Raw genomic sequence first — 19,800 nt, 5'->3', positions numbered from 1 at the left:
CACTGGAGAGAACCCCATGACGTACGCCCGTTGGACCCGGATCACCGCAACCACCGCCCTCGCCGCGCTCGCGCTCACCGGTTGCGGTGGCAGCGAGGAGGCGATCGGCGACCCCGACGCCCCGAAGGGATCGCTCGCCGCCGCCTGCCCGTCGACCGTGGTCATCCAGACCGACTGGTACGCCACCCCCGAGCGCTCCCCCGCCTACAACCTCATCGGGCCGGACGGCGAGATCGACGTCGACAAGGGCGCCTACGTCGGCGAGATCGGCGACACCGGCGTCACCGCGGAGATCCGGCTCGGCGGGCCGTTCATCGGCGGCCAGCCGGTGACCGCGCAGATGTACACCGACGACACCATCGACCTGGGCGTGGTCGCCACCGACATCGCGATCCGCGACTACGAGAAGTTCCCCACCCGCGGGGTGTTCACGATGATGCAGAAGTCGCCGTTCATGGTGATGTTCGACCCGGCCAAGTTCCCCGAGGTCAAGACCTGGGACGACGTGAAGGCGACCGGTGCGCCGGTGCTGCACGCCCAGGGCGTCAGCTGGGTCGACTACCTGGTGCACGAGGGCCTGATCGACGAGAAGCAGCTCGACGGCTCCTTCGACGGCAGCCCGAGCCGGTTCGTCGCCGATGGCGGCGCGCTGTTCCAGCAGGGCTACGTCAGCAACGAGCCCTACCGCTGGGAGCATGACGTCGCCGAGTGGGCGAAGCCGACCGCCCATCTGATGCTCGACGACGCCGGCTACCAGGTCTACCAGCAGGCGTACGCGGTCCGGGCGGACGACGAGGAGACGCTGAGCCCGTGCCTGGAGGAGCTGGTGCCGCTGCTGCAGCAGTCGGAGATCGACTACCTGAAGGACCCGAAGCCGGTCAACGACACCCTGATCGAGATCGCCGACGCCATCAAGGACGGTCCCCCGATCACCCCCGGCGGCAACGCGAACTCAGTGAAGGTCCAGGTCGAGGAGGGGCTCGTCGCGAACGGCCCGGACGGCGCGTACGGCAGCTTCGACATCGCGCGCGTCGACAGCGTGATCGAGACGATGACCGCGGTGCTCGAGGACGGCGGCAAGGACGTCCCGGAGATCACCGGCGACGAGCTGGTCACCAACGACTACATCGACCCCGAGATCAAGCGTTGAGCACTCCGGTCGCGCGCATTCTCGGGGCCCGTACGTCCACCGGGCTGGTCGATCTCGGGATCGACGGCGGCCGCGTCTCGGCGGTCTCCGGCCCGTCCCCCATCGGGCCGGAGACCGTTCTGGACGCCGCCGGGGCGGTCGTGATGCCCGCCTTCGTCGACGCCCACGTCCACCTCGACAAGGCCCACCTGCTCGGCGCCGGTGGGCTCGAGCCCACCGGCCCGGGCGTGGGCCCGGCGATCGCACTGATGCAGGAGGTGCGGCGTAGCCAGCCCGCGGGGATCGTCGAGGTCGGCGCCCGGCGGGGCGTGGAGTCGCTGGTGCGCCACGGGGTCGTGGCCGCGCGGGCGCACGTCGAGGTCGACGCCGACATCCGGCTCGACATGCTCGACCTGCACATCGCGCTGCGCGAGGAGAACGCCGAGCGGATCGACCTGCAGCTCTCGGTCTTCCCGCAGAACGGGCTCTCCCGCGAGGTGACCGCGCTGATGAGCGCCGCGCTGCGGCACGGCGGCGGTGTCGTCGGCGGCTGTCCCTACGTCGACGACGACCAGGAGGCCCATCTCGACACCGTCTTCGGCCTGGCCGAGCGGTTCGGGCTCCCGGTCGACCTGCATCTCGACTTCGACGACGACCCGTCCGGGTCGATGGTCGCGGCCGTCGCCGAGCGCACCCGTGCCCTCGGCATGCAGGGACAGGTCACCCTCGGGCACGTCACCAAGCTGGCGGCGATGCCGGTGGACGAGCAGGAGGTGGCGTACGCCTTGATGGCGGAGGCCGGGATCTCGTTGGTCGTGATGCCGGCGACCGACCTCTATCTCGGCGGGGCCGGCGAGCCCGGCAGCCGCAGCCTGGCTCCGCTGGAGCGTGCCGACGCCGCCGGGGTGCGGGTCGCGGTCTCGAACAACAACCTGCACAACGCCTTCTCGCCCTATGGCAACGGCAACCTGCTCCAGGCAGCGTGGACCGCCGGGCTGACCCGGCAGCTGGTCGGTCCTGCGATGCTGGACCTGCTCGTCTCCTCGATCACCGACCACCCGGCCGGGATCCTCGGGCGAGCCCCGCACGGCACCGCCGTGGGCGACGTCGCCGACCTGGTGGTCCTGGACACCGACGAACCGCACCTCGTCGCGCTGCAGGTGCCCTCGGTCCTGACCTCGATCCGGTCGGGGGCGCTCGTGCACGAGCAACGAAGCATTCGTACGCAGAGCATGGAGGTCACCTCATGACCGGCAGCAGGACACTTCGCAACGCCACCCTGGCAGACGGCCACCGGGTCGACGTCTCGGTGGCCGACGGGAGGATCTCGGCGATCTCGCCCGCCTCCGCGTCGGCCGCCGGCGCAGACCTGGACCTCGGCGGCGCGCTCCTCCTGCCCGCCCTCGTCAACGGTCACGCCCATCTGGACAAGACGCTGGTCGGCTCCGGCTGGCAGCCGCACCGCCCGGGTACGACCGTCCGCGAGCGGGTCGCGGCCGAGCACATCCTGCGCGGCGAGGTCGGCGTGCCCGTGGTGGACCGCGCTCGCGCGCTCGCGGAGCAGATGATCTCGTTCGGCACCGGGACCGTGCGTACGCATGTGGACATCGACCCCGACGTCGGCCTGGCCGGGCTGGGGGCGGTCCTGGAGGTGCGCGAGGCGCTCCGCGACCGGCTGCGCATCGAGATCGTCGCCTTCCCGCAGAGCGGGATCACCACCTCGCCCGGCACCGAGAAGCTCCTCGACGAGGCGCTGGCCGCGGGCGCGGACCTCGTCGGTGGGCTCGACCCGGACGGCTTCGACGGCGACGCCGAGGCCCACCTCGACGTCGTCTTCGGTCTGGCGGCTCGGCACGGCGCCGGCGTCGACATCCACCTCCACGACCTCGGCGCTCCCGCGGTCCGTCAGTACGAGCTGATCGCCGAACGCACCCGCGCCGAGGGGCTGGGCGGACAGGTGAACGTCAGCCACGCGTACGGCCTCGGCTCGATCCCGCTCGAGGAGGCCCGCCGGGTCGGTGGGCTCTTCGCCGAGGCGGGTGTCTCGGTGCTCACCAACGGGCCGGCCGGGCCGATGCCGCCGGTGCTCGCGCTGCGGGAGGAGGGGGCCACGGTCTGGTCCGGGTCCGACAACATCCGCGACGCCTGGTGGCCCTACGGCGACGGCGACATGCTCGCGATCGCCCGCCAGGTCGCCTACCAGTCCGGCTTCCGCACCGATGAGACCCTGGCCGTCGCGCTCGACCTGGTCACCGACGCGGCCGCACGGGCGCTCGGGCTGGAGGCGTACGGCATCGTCGTCGGCGCTCCGGCGGACCTGTTGGTCCTCGACGTGCCGACACCGGCCGCCGCCATCGCCGCCGGGCCCACCTCGCGGACCGTCCTGCATGCCGGCGAGGTGGTGGCGACGCGCGTCGAGACCGTCGAGGTCAGCCCAGCATGTCCTTGACGAGCGGCACGACCTGGGTGCCGTAGAGCTCGATCGAGCCCATCAGGTCCTCGTGGCGCACTTGGCCCTGGTCGTACTTCAGGTCGAAGCGGTCGACGCCGAGCACCTTGATGGTGCCGGCCAGCTTCCGGGCGACCGTCTCCGGCGAGCCGACGTAGAGGGATCCGCCCTCGATCTCGCGCTCGAAGTCACCGGGGCTCGGCGGCGGCCAGCCGCGCTCGCGACCGATCTGGGTGCGCATCGCGAGCCAGCCCTCGTAGACGGTCTGGCGCGCCAGCTCGTCGGTCGCCGCGACGAACCCGGGCGAGTGGACAGCGACGCGCTGGCGCTGCACCCCGAACTCGTCCTGGGCGCGCTCGAAGAGGTCGATGTAGGGCGCGAACCGGTCGGCGGGACCACCGATGATCGCCAGGAAGAGTCCGAAGCCATGGCGGGCCGTGCGTACGACCGACTCCGGGCTGCCGCCGACGCCGACCCAAGCGGTCAGGCCGTTCTCAGTGCGCGGGAAGACCTCCTGGTCGGTGAGTGCCGCGCGGGTGCGGCCCTCCCAGGTGACCTTCTCCTCCTTGAGCAGGGCGGCGAGCAGCTCGAGCCGCTCCTCGAAGAGCTCCTCGTAGTCGGCGAGATCGAAGCCGAACAGCGGGAACGACTCGGTGAACGAGCCGCGCCCGGCGACGATCTCGGCGCGGCCCTGGGAGACCGCGTCGAGGGTGGCGAACCGCTCGAAGACCCGCACCGGGTCGTCGGAGCTGAGCACTGTCACCGCGGAGCCGAGCCGCAGTCGCTCGGTGCGGGAGGCGACCGCGGCGAGCACCATCTCCGGGCTGGAGACGGCGAAGTCGCGGCGGTGGTGCTCGCCCACACCGAAGAAGTCGAGGCCGACCTGATCGGCGAGCACGCCCTCCTCGACGATGTTCCGGATCACCTGCGCGTGGTGCTGCGGCTTGCCCTCGGCGTCGCGGGTGACCCCGCCGAAGGTGTCCAGGCCGAACTCGATGTCAGTCACGCCGTTGAAACATCAACCAGTCGTGGCGCATTCCCAGGGGCCGGCCGGGACCTCGTGGGTCTCGCCGGCCAGGTGGCGCCACAGGGTGCCGCCGCGCTCCAGGTCGAGCCGCCCGTCGGGGCAGGCGTCTGGCGGTACGTCCCGGCCTAGCGCCGTGACCGACGCGAGCACGCGGTGCGGGCCCAGGAGTCCGGGCGCCAGCGAGCTCGCGTCCAGGTCGAGGGACTCGACCAGGAGCGGGCACCCGTCGTCCTGATGGGCCGACCAGGTGGTGGCCACCCGGCCGGGGCGCTCGCCGTGGCGGCCGAGGACGAGGGTCTCGCGCAGGGCGAGCCTCGCCGTGGGAGCGAGGGTGACCCGGGTGTCGCGGGTGACGTCGGCGCCGGCGGAGACCACGAAGGGCTCCCCCGCCCAGACCAGGCCGGCGTTGGCGGCGAGGGTGATCGCGACCGTCCAGGACGCGTGGCCGCCGTCCATGTCGTAGGCGACCGTCCCGGTCGGCTCGACCAGGGTCAGGCTGGCGCCCTCCCCCACCTCGACCTCGACCGTGACCTGGTCGCCGGCGAGGAGCATCGCGCCGTCGGGGACCAGCGAGATCCGCGCCGAGCGAGCGTCGCTGGCGAGCAGCATCGGACGCAGCGCCGGAGCCGTCGCGGGTCCGGTGACGTCGGTCTCCACGCGCACCCGGCCGCCGTCGACCGCCCCGACGCGCACTCGGGTCAGGGAGCCCGTGGCGAGCTCAGGCGTGCTGATGGTCATGCTCATGGTCATGGGTGTGGCTGGTGCCGTCGGCGTGGAAGTGGGGCGCCATCGGCCCCGGGTCGGCCGGGACCAGGGCGCCGCCGCGGTGCCGGGTCAGCTCGGACCTCACCCACGTCACCAGCGCCTCCACCGAGGCCGGATCGGTGCGCGAGAGCGCGATGACCGGACGGCCCTCACGGACCGACCCCGCGTCGGAGACCATCGCGACCGGATCGACACCGACGTACGGGGCGAGGTCGGTCTTGTTGACCACGAGCAGGTCGGCGCGCTCGATGCCGGGGCCGCCCTTGCGGGCGACGTCGCCACCGCCGGCGACGTCGATCAGGAAGATCTGGGTGTCGACCAGCGCCGGGGAGAAGGTGGCGGTGAGGTTGTCGCCGCCGGACTCGACGAGGACCACGTCCAGCGGCGCGAAGTCCTCCTCGAGCTCCTCGACGGCGATCAGGTTGGCGGTGACGTCGTCACGGATCGCGGTGTGGGGGCAGGCGCCGGTCTCGACGGCCCGGATGCGGGCCGGGTCGAGCACACCGGCGGAGCGCAGGAAGCGGGCGTCCTCGTCGGTGTAGATGTCGTTGGTGACCACGCCGATCTCCAGATCGGCGGACAGCTCCCGGCACAGGAGCGCGATGAGCGAGCTCTTGCCGGTCCCGACCGGACCGCACACGCCGATGCGCAGCCCCCTGTCGTTCTTCGTCCCGTTCTTCGTCTCGGTTTCAGGCACTGAACAACCTCCTGGTCGTGTCGGCGTGGGTCTGGGCCCACAGGTCTAGCTGGGGCGCACTGGGCGCTGGGATGTCTGGGGGCTCGGTGAGCGGGGCGACCTCCGTGGCGAGCCGCTCGGCCTCGGGGAGCAGCTCGTGCACCCACGAGGTGGCGTCGAGCGGGTCGAGGGGCAGCAGCTTGAGGGATGCCGAGGCGACGGTCTGCAGGTCGTCGTACGCCACCAGCCGGCCCAGCGAGGCCGGCGCGATGCCACCGGTGGCGGCCGCAGCGGCCAGGACGAGGGGGCGGCAGGGCCGCCCGATCCCGGCCACCTCCATGACGTGCGGCGAGTCCGGGAACAGGCGCCTGACCAGCCGTAACAGCGCGCGACCGAGGGTGCACGAGGTGTCGCGCATCGCGGCCGAGGGCGTGCGGGCGGCCCAGGCGTCGTGGACCGGCTCCAGCGGCAGACCGGCGCGCAGCCGATGCAGCGCGACCACCGCCGTGCCCGCCTCGACCCGCACGACGCTGGCCAGGCGCGACCGCATGAAGACCGGCACCTGCTCGGCGGTGAGCCCGGAGCGTACGGCTGCCTCCAGCTGGCCCGACTGGGTGTGGCCGGCGACCGGGAGACGGGCGTCGGCGAGCAGCATCATGAGCAGATCGTCGGACATCGGGCTCAGAACATCGAGTAGAGCTGCGTCAGCGGCAGCTCGGTGGCGGGGGCGGGCTCGATCAGCTCGCCGTCGACGTGGATGCGGAACGTCTCGGGCTCGACCCGGATCTCGGGGGTCGCGGAGTTGTTGACCATGTCGGCCTTGCCGATCTCGCGGGTGGGCGAGATCCCGACGAGACGGCGGCGCAGGCCGAGACGGTCGGCCAGCCCGGCCTCCAGCGCGGCCGGCGCGACGAACGAGACCGCGTGGTCCGCTCCCGGCCCCACCAGCGTCGGCCGCATGAGCACCGGCTGCGGGGTGGGGATGGAGGCGTTAGGGTCGCCGAGGGCACCCCAGATCAGCGCGCCGGACTTCATGACGACCTCGGGCCGGATGCCGAAGAACCGCGGATCCCACAGGACCAGGTCGGCCATCTTGCCGGGCTCCACGGAGCCGACCTCGGCGGCAATCCCATGCGCGATGGCGGGGTTGATCGTGTATTTCGCGACGTACCTCTTGGCTCTGATGTTGTCCGCCTTCCCACCCAGCGAGCCGAGCCGGGCCTTCATCGCGTGGGCGACCTGCCAGGTGCGGCAGACGACCTCGCCGATGCGGCCCATCGCCTGGGCGTCGGAGGAGGTGATCGAGAGCGCGCCGAGGTCGTGCAGTACGTCCTCGGCGGCGATCGTGGTCGCCCGGATCCGCGACTCGGCGAAGGCCAGGTCCTCGGGCACGCGCGGGTTGAGGTGGTGGCAGACCATGAGCATGTCGAGGTGCTCGGCGACGGTGTTGACGGTGTGCGGCAGGGTCGGGTTGGTGGAGCCCGGGATTACGTACGGCAGCGAGGCGACCGAGAGGATGTCGGGCGCGTGCCCTCCCCCGGCGCCCTCGGCGTGGAAGGCATGGATGGAACGGCCGGCGATCGCGGAGACCGTCGACTCCAGGTAGCCCGCCTCGTTGAGCGAGTCCGAGTGGAGCGCGACCTGCAGGCCGTGTTCGTCGGCGGCCTTGAGGGCAGCGTCGATCGCGGCCGGGGTCGAGCCCCAGTCCTCGTGGACCTTGTAGGCGGCGGCGCCGGCCAGCGCCTGCTCGGCGAGCCCGGCCGCGGAGACGGTGTTGCCCTTGCCCATCAGCAGCAGGTTGACGGGCATGTCGTCGAGCGCGCGATGGATGGTCTCCAGGTGCCACAGTCCGGGGGTGACCGTAGTGGCCTTGGAGCCCTCCGAGGGGCCGGTGCCGCCACCGCCGACGGTGGTGATCCCGGTGGAGATCGCCTCGACGATCTGGGACCTCGACAGGAGATGCACATGGACGTCGATCGCCCCGGCGGTGAGGATCTTCCCCTCGCCGCTGACCACGTCGGTGCCCGGTCCGATCACCAGGTCGGGGTGGACGCCGTCGGCGACGTCGGGGTTGCCGGAGCGACCCAGGGCGACGATCCTTCCGCCGCGGATGCCGACGTCGGCACGGACGATGCCCCAGTGGTCGAGCACGAGGGCGTTGGTGATCACCGTGTCGAGGGCACCCTCGGACCGCGGCACCGTCGACTGGTTCATCGACTCGCGGATCGACTTGCCGCCGCCGAAGACCGACTCCTCGCCACCGGCGGTCAGGTCGTCCTCGACCTCGATCCACAGGTCGGTGTCACCGAGGCGCACCTGGTCGCCGGTCGTGGGGCCGTAGAGCGCGGCGTACTCGCTCCTGCTGATCTCCACCATGCTCACTCACCGTCCTTCACCTGGATGTGCTTGATTTGTAGGCCGGGCACGACCCGGGCACCCTTGAGCGCCACGATCGCGACCTCCCGGGACGCACCCGGTTCGAATCGGCGCGAGGTGCCGGCGGGGATGTCGAGCCGGAACCCCTCGGCCGCCTCGCGGTCGAAGTCGAGGGCGGAGTTCACCTCGGCGAGGTGGATGTGGGAGCCGATCTGGACCGGTCGGTCGCCGGTGTTGAGGACGACCAACGTACGCCGCTCCGACTCGCTCCGGTCGGTGTTGAGCCGGATGGTGCCGTCGGCGACGCGTACGGCTCCGGGACCGCTGGACTGCATGGACATCTCCGCTTCAGGCGATGGGCTGGTGGATGGTGACGAGCTTGCGGCCGTCGGGGAAGGTCGCCTCGACCTGTACCTCGACGAGCATGTCGACGACGTCGGGCATGACCTGCTCGCGGGTCAGCACGGCGCGGCCCTGCGTCATCAGGTCGGAGACCAGGGCGCCTTCCCGGGCCCGCTCGATCACCCAGGTGGAGATCAGGGCGACGGACTCGGGGTAGTTGAGGAGCACCCCACGGGCGAGCCGGTCTCGAGCGACCATCCCGGCTACGGACAGCAGCAGCTTCTCGGTGTCGGACGGGGTCAGATGCATCTCGCCAACTCTCTGGACGGCCGGCCTAGACGGCCAGCTGGGATCGGACGTGATCGTGCGCCTCGGTGCCGCCGTCACCGCTCGCGGTGATCCGGCCGGACTCGAGGATGTAGTAGGCAGAGGCCGTACGCAGCGCGAACCCGACGTGCTGCTCGACGAGCAGCACGGTGAGGTCGCCGCGACCGGTGAGCTCGGCGATCACCCGCTCGATCTCGGCGACGACGTTGGGCTGGATGCCCTCGGTCGGCTCGTCGAGGATGAGCAGCCGCGGCCTGGTCAGCAGCGTACGCGCGATCGAGAGCTGCTGGCGCTGACCGCCGGAGAGCAGCCCGGCGCGTCGCCCGAGGAGGTCCTTCAGCGCCGGGAACAGGTCGATCATCTCGCTGATCCCGGCCCGGTCGCCGACCAGCTGGAGGTTCTCCAGCGCGGTCATGTCGCCGAAGCTCTGCTGGCCCTGCGGGACGTAGCCCAGACCTCGCTTGACCCGTGCGCTCGGTCGCAGCGCGGTGACGTCCTCGCCGTCGAGCAGCACCCGGCCGCTCTTGGCCCGGACCAGCCCGACCGCCGCCTTGAGCAGGGTCGTCTTGCCGGCGCCGTTGTGTCCCATCAGCGCCACCGCGGCGCCGGTCGGAACCTCGAGGCTGACCTCGTGGAGCACCGTGGTGCGGCCGTAGCCGCCGGTGACCGACTCGATCCTCAGCATCAGGCGTCCTCCCCTGTCGTCTCGGTGACCGCGGCGACCGTGTCGCCCAGATAGACCCGCTGCACTTCGGCGTCCTCCCTGATGTCGGCGGCAGTGCCCTCGGCGATCACCTTCCCCGCATGCAGCACGGTCACGATGTCGGCGAAGCGTCGGACGAAGTCCATGTCGTGCTCGATGACCACGACGGTCCGCTCCGGGCTGATCCGGCGCAGCAGCTCACCGGTCTCCTCCCGCTCCTCGGCCGACATCCCGGCGACGGGCTCGTCGAGCAACATCACCGAGGAGTCCTGCACCAGCAGCATGCCGATCTCCAGCCACTGCTTCTGCCCGTGCGAGAGCACGCCCGCGGGCCGGTCCGCCAGCTCCGTGAGCCCCACGGTGTCCAGCACCTCGGCGACCTGCTCGGGTGTCCCGCGCCGCGGCAGCATCAGCCGCCACCGCGCCCGGTGCACACCGGCGGCGATGTCGAGGTTCTGCAGCACGCTGAGCTCCTCGAAGACCGTGGCGGTCTGGAACGTACGTCCCACCCCGAGCCGGGTGATCCGGTGCGATGCCAGCGTGAGCAGATCGCGTGTGCGATAGCGCGCCTCACCACTTCCGCTCGCCAGGCCGGTCAGGGCGTCCACGAGGGTCGTCTTCCCGGCGCCGTTGGGGCCGATCAGGAAGTGCAGCCGGCCCGGCTGCAGGGTCAGGGACACCCCGTCGATCGCCACGAAACCGTCGAACTCGACCCGCAGATCGTTGACCTCCAGCGTGTCGGTGCTCATGCCGTGACCTCCTCCGCCACTCGTGTCTCCGGCTCCCCGGACGACGTGGACTCCGTACGGCGCGAGACCAGACCTCTCATCAGCCCCAGCAGCTGTGCCAGCCCACCGGGCAACAGCAGGATGACCAGCACGAACAGGGCTCCCTGGAAGTAGGACCACGACCCCGGGAAGGCCTCGGAGAGCGAGGTCTCGGCGTACCCGACCAGGAGCGCGCCGACGGCCGGACCGAGCAGCGATGCCCGCCCGCCCAGCGCGACCCCGGCCAGCAGCCCGATGGAGGCGACCACGCCGACGTCGTCGGGCGAGACGATCCCGGCGATCGGCACGAAGAGCGCGCCGCCGATGGAGGCGAGGACGGCCGCGATGACGTACGCCGCCAGCTTGACGTTGGCCGGGTCAGTGCCGAGGAAGCGGACTCGCTCCTCGCCGTCACGCACCGCGACCAGCAGCTCACCGAAGCGGGTGCGGTAGAGCCAGGCCATCACCAGGATCGAGACCAGCAGGATCCCGGCGGCGATGAAGTAGAGCATCCGCTTGTTGGCCGGATCGAACAGGGCGTACCCGAAGAAGCCCTGGAAGTTGTTCAGCCCGTTGGCGCCGCCGGTGGTCTTCACCTGGCCGACGAGCAGAATCGCGAAGGCGGCGGCGAGCGCCTGGCTCAGGATGGCGAAGTACGCCCCCTTGATCCGCCGCTTGAAGACCGCGAGCCCCAGCAGGCCCGCCACCAGTGCCGGCAGGACGAGGATGACGACCAGCGCGAGCCCGCCGTTGCGCAGCGGCTCCCACCAGCCCGGCACCGTGGCGTCGCCGTAGAGCGCCATGAAGTCCGGCACCCCGCCGGGGCCGGCGTCGGCGAGCTTGAGGTGCATCGCCATCGCGTAGGCGCCGATCCCGAAGTAGAGCCCCTGGCCGAGCACCAGCATCCCGCCACGGCCCCACGCCAGACCGATGCCGACCGCCGCGATGGCGTAGCAGCAGTACTTCGCGAGCAGGCCGAGGCGGAAGTCGGACAGGACCGCGGGGGCGAGGACGAGCAGGGCGACCGCGAGCAGCAGCCAGCCGACGTACGGATAGGCCCATCTGAGGTTGGAGAGTCTCATGCCAAGCTCCTGGTCCGGACCGAGAGGATGCCCTGCGGGCGCAGCTGCAGGAACGCGACGATCGCCAGGAAGACGATCACCTGCGCGACCGAGCCGGTCAGGGCGTGGGCGAAGAACGCCTGCAGCAGGCCGATCCCGAGAGCCGCGACGATCGTGCCCTTGAGGTGCCCGATGCCGCCGACCACGACCACCAGGAACGCCTGCACGATGTAGGACGTGCCGAGGTTGGGGCCGGTGGACCCGAGCAGCGTGAGCGCCACTCCGGCGACACCGGCCAGGCCGGACCCGATGAAGAACGTGGCCCGGTCGGTGCGGCGGGTCGAGATGCCGATGGTCTCGGCGAGGTCGCGGTTGCCGACGGTCGCCCGGATCTGCCGCCCGAGGGCGGTGAATCGGAGCACCGCCAGCAGCGCGGCCACGCACGCGGCGGCCAGGACGATGATGAAGAGCCTGGTCAGCGGGAAGTCATAGCCCAGGATCGGGATCGACCCGTCCAGCCAGCTCGGCGCGGGCACCTCTTTGGCCGGGGCCCCGAAGATGTCACGCGCGACCTGCTGCAGGACGAGGCCGACGCCGTAGGTGACCAGCAGCGTGTCCAGCGGACGGGCGTACATCCACCGCAGCACGCTCGCCTCGAGCGCCAGCCCGAGCAGCCCGCCGATCACGAACCCCACGGGGAGCGCGATCAGCAGACTCAGCTCGGTGCTGGCGACGATGGTCGAGACGACATAGGCGGTGTACGCGCCGGCCATGATGAACTCGCCGTGAGCCATGTTGATCACACCCATCTGACCGAAGGTCAGGGTGAGGCCGAGGGCGATGAGGAGCAGGACCGCACCGGCGGAGATGCCGGTGAAGACCTGGGCGAGGAGCGCGTCCAACGGGCTAGTTCTTCCACCAGTCGTAGGACTTCAGGTAGGGGTCCGGCTCGATCGGCTCGTCGCTCGACCAGACCGTGTCGATCAGACCCTCGGAGTTCACCTGGCCGATGAGCGCGGTCTTGGCGATGTGGTGGTTGTCGCCGTTCACCTCGACGGTGCCCTCCGGCGCGTCGTACGTGACGCCGTCGGAGGCGTCGATGACGTCCTCGACCGCGAAGGAGTCGGCCTTCTCGACCATGCCCTTCCACAGGTGCAGCGAGGTGTAGGCCGCCTCCATCGGGTCGGAGGTGACCGCCTTGGCGCCGTTGGCCGCCTTGAAGTCGGTCACGAACTTCTGGTTCGCCGGGCTGTCGATGGTCTGGTAGTAGTTCCAGGCGGTGTACTGCCCCTCGAGGTTGCCCACGCCGACGCCCGGGACCTCCTCCTCGGCGATCGAGACCGAGAGCACCGGCATCGCCGAGGCGGTCAGGCCCTTCCCCTTGTACTCCTTGAAGAAGGCCACGTTGGAGTCGCCGTTGAGGGTGTTGAAGACCGCGTCCGCGCCGGCGGCCTTGACCTTGTCGACGACCGTGCCGAAGTCGGTCGAGCCCAGGGGCTGGTACTCCTCGCCGAGGACCTCGATGCCGTTGGCGTCTGCGTACTGCTTGATGATCTTGTTCGCCGTGCGCGGGAAGACGTAGTCGGAGCCGACCAGGAAGATCGACTCGATCTTCTTCTCCTGCTTGAGGAAGTCGAGAGCGGGGATGATCTGCTGGTTGGTGGTCGCCCCGGTGTAGAAGATGTTGTGCGAGGACTCCAGGCCCTCGTACTGCACCGGGTAGAAGAGCAGCGCGTCGTTGCCCTCGAACACCGGCAGCATCGCCTTGCGCGAGCTGGAGGTCCAGCCACCGAAGACGGCCGCGACGCAGTCGTCCTGGATCAGCTTGGTCGCCTTCTCGGCGAAGACGGTCGGCTCGGACTGGCCGTCCTCGCTGACGATCTCGAGCTTCTTGCCGAGCACGCCGCCGTCGGCGTTGATCTCCTCGGCCGCCATGGACAGGGACTTGAAGACGGTCGTCTCGCTGATGGCCATCGTCCCCGACAGGGAGTTGAGGAAGCCGATCTTGATGGTGTCGCCGCTGGTGTCGACGCAGCTCTCGCTGGTCGCGGTGTCACCGGTCTTGGCGCCGCCGCAGGCGGTCGCGGTCATGCCCAGGGCGAGCACCGAGCTGGCCGCGAGGAGGCGGCTCGAGAATTTCGTACGCACGGGATGGGGGTCCTTCCATCGGACAATTGCTCTCGAATGGAAGGAATCTAGGGACGGGTTGTTTCGCGGATGTGTCGGACTCCGCGACGATTTGTTTCCAGATGGAAACGCCTTCAGTCGGCCGAGCTCAGGGCAGCTTCTCGAGCACGGTACGCAGATCGCGGGCGACCCTGGCGACGGCCTCGGTCTGCTGGCGGGCGCGGATCTCCCGGGCAGCCGAGGCGCCCACCGGCGAGAGCGCGACCACGGCGCGGCGCTTGTCCTCGGCATGGATCTTGCGCAGCACGAGCCCGCGCTCGACGAGGCGATCGACGTGCCTGGTCAGCGTGCCGGCCGGCAGCGCGGCGCCGTCGGCGAGACGCGTCATCGTCTGGCCCGGATCGTCGAGCAGCACGCTGAGGATGCGCCACTGCTCCGCGGTGAGGTCGAACTCGGCGTACGCCTCGGCGAGCGCTCGCTCGATCCGGCGCTGTGCCTGGGCGAGCAGCACGGCGAGATCCGTGACGGCCGTCTCGGCCACCTCCATGGCGTCCTCCCACGAATGTCTGCTGGATGCCCGCTGCGCCGAGGGCCCGACTCCCGTACCCTAACCATCCATCGGCTCAATGGTGAGTCATCCGTCCGCTTCAGCTGGTCTGGTTCGTCTGGGAGCAGGTGCCGATGTCTCCGCCGTCGTTCACCCCGGCGCCCCATGCCCTGCTGGGCCTCGCACCGCGTCCGCCGGGGGCTCTCTCGATCGCGTTCGTGGTGCCGATGCAGGGCCCGACCGGCATCTACGGCCCAGGCTGCCTGGCCTGCGGCGAGCTCGCCGCCGAGGAGCTCAACGCCGGCGGCGGGATCGCCGGAAGGCCGGTCGAGCTGGTCGCGATCGATGCGGGTCGGCCTCCCCACGAGGTCGCCGCCGAGGTCGCTCGGCTCGTCGAGCTCGGCCGGGTCGATGCCATCGCCGGCTGGCACATCTCCGCCGTACGCCAGGCGATCACCGCGCGCGTCGGCGGCCGGGCGCTGTACGCCTTCGCCGCCATGCACGAGGGCGGCGACGACACTCCTGGGGTCTTCATGATCGGCGAGCGCCCGGTCAATCAGCTGCTCCCCGCGACCGCGTGGATGCGCGCCAACCACGGCGCCTCCCGCTGGGCGGTGGTCGGCAACGACTACGTCTTCCCGCGCGTCACCGGGTCCACGGCCCGGGCAGCGCTGCGCGGGTCGCCCTCGGAGGTCGTGAGCGAGACGTACGTCCCGCTGGGGACCCGTGACTTCGCCGGTGTGCTGCGTGGCCTCGAGGGCGGCGAGCAGGACGGGGTGATCATGCTGTTGATGGGACAGGACGCGGTGCACTTCAACCGCCACTTCGCCGCCGCCGGGCTGAGCCAGTCGTTGACCCGGCTGAGCCCCGCGGTCGAGGAGAACACCCTGCTCGCCGGTGGCGCCGGCGCCAACGCCAACGTCTTCGCGGCCGCCGCCTACTTCGACGGCCTCACCACCCCCGAGTCGGCCGACCTGGCCGAGCGCTACTACCGCCGCTTCGGCGAGTACGCGCCCTCCCTCAACGCCGTGGGCGAGTCCTGCTACGAGTCGCTGATGTTCCTGCGCCAGATCGGCGACGCCTGCGGCGGGCTCGAGGTCGAGCCAGCCCTGCGCCTCACTGACCGCCGCAGCTACTCCAGCCCCCGCGGCCTCATGCGGATGCACGGCAACCTCGTCGACCAGGACGTCTACATCGCCGCCGCAGATGGCCTCCGCTTCGAGATCCAGGAGCAGATCGCGTACGCCTCCTGACGCCTGCTTCGGTCCATTGACTTCGAGTGCGCTCCAACTCCTAGCGTGCGCGGCATGACCCTCGAGAACCCTTCCCAGGACCCCATCTCCCGCGCCGCCCGCCACGACCACGGACGCGAGATCCTCGACGCGATCGACGGCGAGGCCGGTGCTCGAGTCATCGACGCGCTGGCCGACATCGCCCCGGAGCTCGGCCACCAGGTCGTCGCCTGGGGCTTCGGCGAGATCTACGCCCGCCCCGGCCTCGAGCCGCGGGACCGACAGCTCGTCACCCTCGGCATGCTCACCGCCCTGGGTGGCTGCGAGCCCCAGCTCGAGGTCCACATCAACGCCGCCCTCAACGTCGGCCTGACCCCTGAACAGATCATCGAGGCATTCCTCCACTCCGCGGTCTACTGCGGCTTCCCCCGCGCACTGAACGCCACCTTCACCGCCAAGAAGGTCTTCGCCGAACGCGACCTCCTCCCCCTCGCCTGAGCGCGACATGGCTCAGGCAGCGAGGGTGTGTTCGAGGAGTACGTCGCGCAGTCCGAACTCGGCTCGGGACCAGGTCGGTGGGGGTTGTGCCCAGGTCTCGGGTGGCGGGCTGATGTAGGTGTGCCCGGTGGGTGTGGTGGTGATGATGCTGCCATCTGGCCCTGGTCTGGCCCGCCAGCCGAGGGCTTCCTTGGCTTGATTGCATCGTTCGCAGAGCCCTTGCAGGTTCTCGGATCTCGTTTCACCGCCGTCAGCGTGGCGTTCGACGTGGTCGATGTTCCGGATCGGAGCATCGCACCCGTTGGTGCGGCAGATCCCACCGTCACGAGTCGCAATGAACTCGGCCAACCCGTCGGGTGCTTTCCTGGAGCGGGATTCCATCGCGACCAGTTGACCGGCGGGGTCGGTGAACAACCGCCGCACGAATACGTCCGCGTCGTTGAGTGCTTCGCGGGCCCAGGCGGCGGGGACGGGTCCGTAGCCCTCGACCATGGCGGGCTGGTCGGCGTCGCCTGTGAGGGAGTCGGCGGACATCACGATCTTGACCTCGATCCGCGGTTTGCCATCGGCCTGGCCGCGGCCGGTGATCCGGTCGACCAACGTGTCGGCCATGACCTGACCCCGGGTGCGTTCGTCCCCGGCAGCCGCAGCGGTCTTGGCCGCTTGGTCGAGGGCGGCGAAGACGGCGACGCCGTCCTTGACCGGCAACAGCGCGCCGAGCCAGGTCATCGTGTCGGGTGCCGGACGCAGGCTGACGCGGCGGTCTTTCACGGCGTTGGCGGCGCGGGCGACGACGGAGGCTTGGTCGAGGGTGATGGCGAGTTTCTTAGCGGCGTTCTCGAGCTGGCGTAGCCCCATCGACATCGCCCGAGCGGGTTCACTGTTCGGCCCCGTCGCACAGAGTTCGTGGTCGATGACCCTGCGGTCCTCGAGGGAGAGACAGGCGGTTTCGCGGGCCAGGATGGTGGCCTGCCATTGCGAGAACAGGCCAGCCTTCATCAAGGCGAAGGTGTGCGGCATCTCCGCAGTCAGAACCTTCCCGAGGCCGAGGAGCTTGGCGCCCTTCTCGGGCGAGACCCGCCGCGCCAACGCAACCTGGGAGGCCACGCCCTCGCCGAGCTTCCGGGCCGGCACCCCGGCCTCGGCCTGGCGCTCCCGGACAGCTTCATCCAGGCGTACCGCCGCTTCGGCCTGAAGGGCCTCGGCGGTGCACTTGACGGCTTCAAGGCGCGCGATCCAGTCGACCAGCTCAGCCTCGGACGCCCCAGGAGACGGCCCAGCGAGGAGGTGGTCGATGGTCTCGTACATGAGTCTTATTATATGCGCACGAGCATCATCAAGCGACCTATTTAAGCAGTTCAAACCCGTGTTACGCGGTCAGCGAACAAGTAACGTGAACTCCGCGCCACTCTCTCGCCGCCGCCCCGATACAGGCGAAATCTTTCTCGATCGGGTGCCGAGTCAAGGATGGCCGAAGGCCACCGCGCAGCGGCGCCCGAAGGGCGTCCTTGACGCGGCGCACGATCGAGAAACACTCAAATCAAGGGTCGGCGGCGAACCCCGAAACGAAAACACAGTCACCCAACCGAGGTTTCCCGCGCAAGAGAACCGTGTTGGTCTCGACACGCCTCCGCCTAGCGGCTCCGGCGGCTCGACCAGCGGAAGGAGCGGCCCGACCAGCGGGCGCCAAGGCTAGATCAACAGGCAGAACCCACAGAGAACGAGATCCACATATCCACCACCCCACCAGCCCCCACGGTCTCAGACCACGACCGATCACACCCCGCAGTGACCCGCGACCAAAACCCACCAGCCGCACGATTCCGCTCCTGATAAGCCACACCCCACTCCCCCGGGTACTCAGAGAGAACAGCCCGAGCAAACTGAAGCCCGATTCCACCCCGACGAACCCCAGCGACGACAAAGAAGCTGTTCAAGATCCGTACAGGCTGGTCGGCATCCCGAACAAGAGCGAACCCGATGGGATGAACCCCCGCGGTGAGAATCCAGGCGCACCACCCAGGTTCGGAGCGAAGCGCAGCATCGAGCCACTCGGACCGAAAGGTGCCGTCGGCGAACGGAAGGGTGGAGCTGTAGCCCGACATCTCGTGCCGGAAGAGCAGCCAGAGATGGCGAAGGGCGACATGGTCGTCAGCCCGGGCGAGACGCGCGGTGAGGGGGCGGGGAAGGTCGAGGTCGGTGTGAAGGGTCGTCATACACGAAAGCCTCGGAGCGCGGTGCGCTCCGAGGCTTTCGGTCATTCTCTCATGCCGTCCGGAGACGATCAGGCGATGTGGAAGTCACTCACGTTGACGTCGACGGCCTCGACGTCGATGTCGAAGTAGTCCTCGACGGCCTCGATGACCTGGGTGCGGATGGTGACGGCGGTGGCCTTGACCGGGGTGCCGTACTCGATCACGTAGGACACGGTGATGGTGGCGACGTCGTCGGCGATGTCGACCACGGTGCCCTCGTCGTCGATGGCGTGTACGCCCTCGACCTTGGCCGCGATGTGGTGGACCAGGCGCTCGACGAGGCCCTCGCTCACCGTCGACTTCCCGCGCTCCTCGCGGGCGGCACGGGCGGCGCGCAGTACCCCGGTCAGGGTCGAGTCGGCGGTCGGCTCCGGCTCGACCACCGGCTCCGGCGCGAAGCCGGGGGCCGGAGTCTCAGACACGGTCTCCTCGGCCGCGTCGGGCTCCTCGACCGGCTCGGTCTCCTCGGCCACGGTGTCGGTGACCTCGTCGGCGGGCGCCTCGGTGGGGTCGTCGGTCAGCGCCTCGTCGACGATCGCCTCGGCCTCCTCGACCTCGTCCTCGGTCTCCACCGGCGCCTCCTCGACGACGTCGGTCGGCTCGATGGCCGCCTCGACCTCCTCGGTGACCTCGGTCTCCACCGGGGCCTCCTCAGCAGCGACCGCGTCGACAGCGATCTCCTCAGCCGGCGCCTCTTCCTCGACGACGTCGACGATCTCCGCGTCGGCCTCGACCGACTCCGTCACGTCAGCAGTCTCATCAGCAGCCTCGTCGACAACCTCGTCGGCCGACTCGACCGTCTCCTCCGCCTCGACATCGGTCGGCTCGTCCTCCGCCTCACCGACGGTCTCCTCAGCCACGACCTCGGACGCCTCACCCTCGTCCGCGGTCACGACGACGTCCTCGACCTCGGTCGGCTCCTCGACAGCGACCTCCTCGGCGAGCGCCTCGCCCTCCGGCTCGACCACGGTCTCTTCGGCCTCGTCGGACTCGATCGCGTCAGCGGGCACGACGGCGTCCTCGGCGTCGACCACGACCCCGTCGGCCTCGGTGACCTCAGCGGCCTCCTCGGTGACGACCTCGTCCGCGGCGTCCGTCACCTCGGTGTCGGCGGCGTCGACAACGGCCTCGGTCTCGACCGACGCCTCGTCGACCGGCGCCTCCTCGGCCGGCTCCTCGACAGCGGTCTCCTCGACCTCCTCGGTGGTCTCGGCGACGGGGGCTTCGGCGTCGACGCCCTCGAGCGGCGCCTCGTACGTACCCTCGGTCTCGACCGCCTCGTACGTACCCTCGGTCTCGACCGCCTCGGCCGGAACCTCGTCGACGGCCTCGACAGGCTCGGTCACGGCGACCTCGCCGACGACGTCGGTGCCCACCTCGCCACTGATCTCAACAGTCTCGACGGCAAGCTCGGCCACCTCGGCGGCCGGAGCCTCCTCGGTGTCGGTGACGACGTGCTCGGGGTCGGAGAGCGGGTCGACCGAGGGGGCCTCGGCGAGAGGCTCGATGACGGTCTCGT

The 19,800-nt window shown here is 70.2% G+C and carries 20 protein-coding genes; 5 read left to right on the top strand and 15 right to left on the bottom strand.

The window, feature by feature from the left end; genetic code table 11:
* Positions 1-16 precede the first annotated feature (16 nt).
* Genes ABTX24_RS23030 through ABTX24_RS23020 form a run of 3 tightly spaced genes read left to right on the top strand, consistent with a single transcriptional unit; the run spans position 17 to position 3,578 of the window.
* On the top strand, positions 17-1,150 hold the full coding sequence (locus ABTX24_RS23030) for a hypothetical protein (RefSeq protein WP_350842875.1): 1,134 nt from the start codon (positions 17-19) through the stop codon (positions 1,148-1,150).
* Positions 1,147-2,379 carry an amidohydrolase family protein gene (locus ABTX24_RS23025; protein WP_350842873.1) on the top strand — a complete coding sequence of 411 codons (1,233 nt, stop codon included), beginning with the start codon at positions 1,147-1,149 and terminating at the stop codon, positions 2,377-2,379. The genes ABTX24_RS23030 and ABTX24_RS23025 overlap by 4 nt, the downstream gene beginning before the upstream one ends.
* Positions 2,376-3,578, top strand: coding sequence for an amidohydrolase (locus ABTX24_RS23020; protein WP_350842871.1), 1,203 nt, complete (start codon positions 2,376-2,378; stop codon positions 3,576-3,578). The genes ABTX24_RS23025 and ABTX24_RS23020 overlap by 4 nt, the downstream gene beginning before the upstream one ends.
* Here ABTX24_RS23020 and ABTX24_RS23015 read toward each other — a convergent pair.
* From ABTX24_RS23015 to ABTX24_RS22955, 13 genes are all read right to left on the bottom strand, one after another.
* Positions 3,559-4,584 (bottom strand): Atu2307/SP_0267 family LLM class monooxygenase, encoded by a 1,026-nt coding sequence (locus ABTX24_RS23015; RefSeq protein ID WP_350842869.1) that lies wholly within the window; start codon positions 4,582-4,584, stop codon positions 3,559-3,561. The two genes, ABTX24_RS23020 and ABTX24_RS23015, sit on opposite strands and share 20 nt — an antisense overlap.
* Positions 4,585-4,596: 12 nt before the next feature.
* Entirely contained in the window at positions 4,597-5,349 is a 753-nt protein-coding gene (locus tag ABTX24_RS23010) for an urease accessory protein UreD (protein ID WP_350842867.1), read from the bottom strand.
* Positions 5,324-6,067: an urease accessory protein UreG gene (ureG, locus tag ABTX24_RS23005; RefSeq protein WP_350842865.1), complete on the bottom strand. Its 744-nt coding sequence runs from the start codon at positions 6,065-6,067 to the stop codon at positions 5,324-5,326. The genes ABTX24_RS23010 and ureG overlap by 26 nt, the downstream gene beginning before the upstream one ends.
* A complete protein-coding gene (locus ABTX24_RS23000) occupies positions 6,060-6,722 on the bottom strand; it encodes an urease accessory UreF family protein (RefSeq protein ID WP_350842863.1) in 663 nt (220 codons plus the stop codon). The genes ureG and ABTX24_RS23000 overlap by 8 nt, the downstream gene beginning before the upstream one ends.
* A 5-nt stretch (positions 6,723-6,727) precedes the next feature.
* Complete coding sequence (locus ABTX24_RS22995) at positions 6,728-8,422, bottom strand: urease subunit alpha (protein ID WP_350842937.1); 1,695 nt, start codon at positions 8,420-8,422, stop codon at positions 6,728-6,730.
* Positions 8,423-8,424: 2 nt separating this feature from the next.
* Positions 8,425-8,763 carry an urease subunit beta gene (ureB, locus tag ABTX24_RS22990; RefSeq protein ID WP_457163741.1) on the bottom strand — a complete coding sequence of 113 codons (339 nt, stop codon included), beginning with the start codon at positions 8,761-8,763 and terminating at the stop codon, positions 8,425-8,427.
* Positions 8,764-8,770: 7 nt separating this feature from the next.
* Positions 8,771-9,073 carry an urease subunit gamma gene (locus tag ABTX24_RS22985; RefSeq protein ID WP_160022202.1) on the bottom strand — a complete coding sequence of 101 codons (303 nt, stop codon included), beginning with the start codon at positions 9,071-9,073 and terminating at the stop codon, positions 8,771-8,773.
* A gap of 25 nt (positions 9,074-9,098) precedes the next feature.
* Positions 9,099-9,776, bottom strand: coding sequence for an ATP-binding cassette domain-containing protein (locus tag ABTX24_RS22980; RefSeq protein WP_350842861.1), 678 nt, complete (start codon positions 9,774-9,776; stop codon positions 9,099-9,101).
* Positions 9,776-10,543, bottom strand: a complete 768-nt coding sequence (urtD, locus tag ABTX24_RS22975; RefSeq protein WP_350842859.1) for an urea ABC transporter ATP-binding protein UrtD — start codon at positions 10,541-10,543, stop codon at positions 9,776-9,778. Before urtD ends, ABTX24_RS22980 begins: the two co-directional genes overlap by 1 nt.
* A complete protein-coding gene (gene urtC / locus ABTX24_RS22970; protein WP_350842857.1) occupies positions 10,540-11,643 on the bottom strand; it encodes an urea ABC transporter permease subunit UrtC in 1,104 nt (367 codons plus the stop codon). Before urtC ends, urtD begins: the two co-directional genes overlap by 4 nt.
* Entirely contained in the window at positions 11,640-12,524 is an 885-nt protein-coding gene (gene urtB / locus ABTX24_RS22965) for an urea ABC transporter permease subunit UrtB (RefSeq protein ID WP_350842855.1), read from the bottom strand. Before urtB ends, urtC begins: the two co-directional genes overlap by 4 nt.
* A 4-nt stretch (positions 12,525-12,528) precedes the next feature.
* Positions 12,529-13,770: an urea ABC transporter substrate-binding protein gene (gene urtA, locus ABTX24_RS22960; protein ID WP_350842853.1), complete on the bottom strand. Its 1,242-nt coding sequence runs from the start codon at positions 13,768-13,770 to the stop codon at positions 12,529-12,531.
* 127 nt (positions 13,771-13,897) lie between these two features.
* Positions 13,898-14,296, bottom strand: coding sequence for a MarR family winged helix-turn-helix transcriptional regulator (locus ABTX24_RS22955; protein ID WP_350842851.1), 399 nt, complete (start codon positions 14,294-14,296; stop codon positions 13,898-13,900).
* A 134-nt stretch (positions 14,297-14,430) separates the two neighbouring features.
* Here ABTX24_RS22955 and ABTX24_RS22950 point away from each other — a divergent pair, with 134 nt between their 5' ends.
* The gene (locus tag ABTX24_RS22950) at positions 14,431-15,549 is read left to right on the top strand and encodes a substrate-binding domain-containing protein (protein ID WP_350842850.1); all 1,119 of its coding nucleotides are present in this window, start codon (positions 14,431-14,433) and stop codon (positions 15,547-15,549) included.
* A 54-nt stretch (positions 15,550-15,603) separates the two neighbouring features.
* Complete coding sequence (locus tag ABTX24_RS22945; RefSeq protein ID WP_350842848.1) at positions 15,604-16,026, top strand: carboxymuconolactone decarboxylase family protein; 423 nt, start codon at positions 15,604-15,606, stop codon at positions 16,024-16,026.
* A 12-nt stretch (positions 16,027-16,038) separates the two neighbouring features.
* Here ABTX24_RS22945 and ABTX24_RS22940 read toward each other — a convergent pair whose 3' ends face one another.
* The gene (locus ABTX24_RS22940; protein WP_350842846.1) at positions 16,039-17,334 is read right to left on the bottom strand and encodes an HNH endonuclease; all 1,296 of its coding nucleotides are present in this window, start codon (positions 17,332-17,334) and stop codon (positions 16,039-16,041) included.
* 976 nt (positions 17,335-18,310) lie between these two features.
* The coding region (locus ABTX24_RS22935) for an Asp23/Gls24 family envelope stress response protein (protein ID WP_350842844.1) at positions 18,311-19,800 on the bottom strand (1,490 nt) is incomplete at its 5' end.

Origin of the sequence: Nocardioides sp. NPDC127514 (genome assembly GCF_040302125.1) — a bacterium.
In the GTDB taxonomy this organism is placed as follows: domain Bacteria; phylum Actinomycetota; class Actinomycetes; order Propionibacteriales; family Nocardioidaceae; genus Nocardioides.
This window is presented reverse-complemented; position numbering and strand designations above follow the sequence as displayed.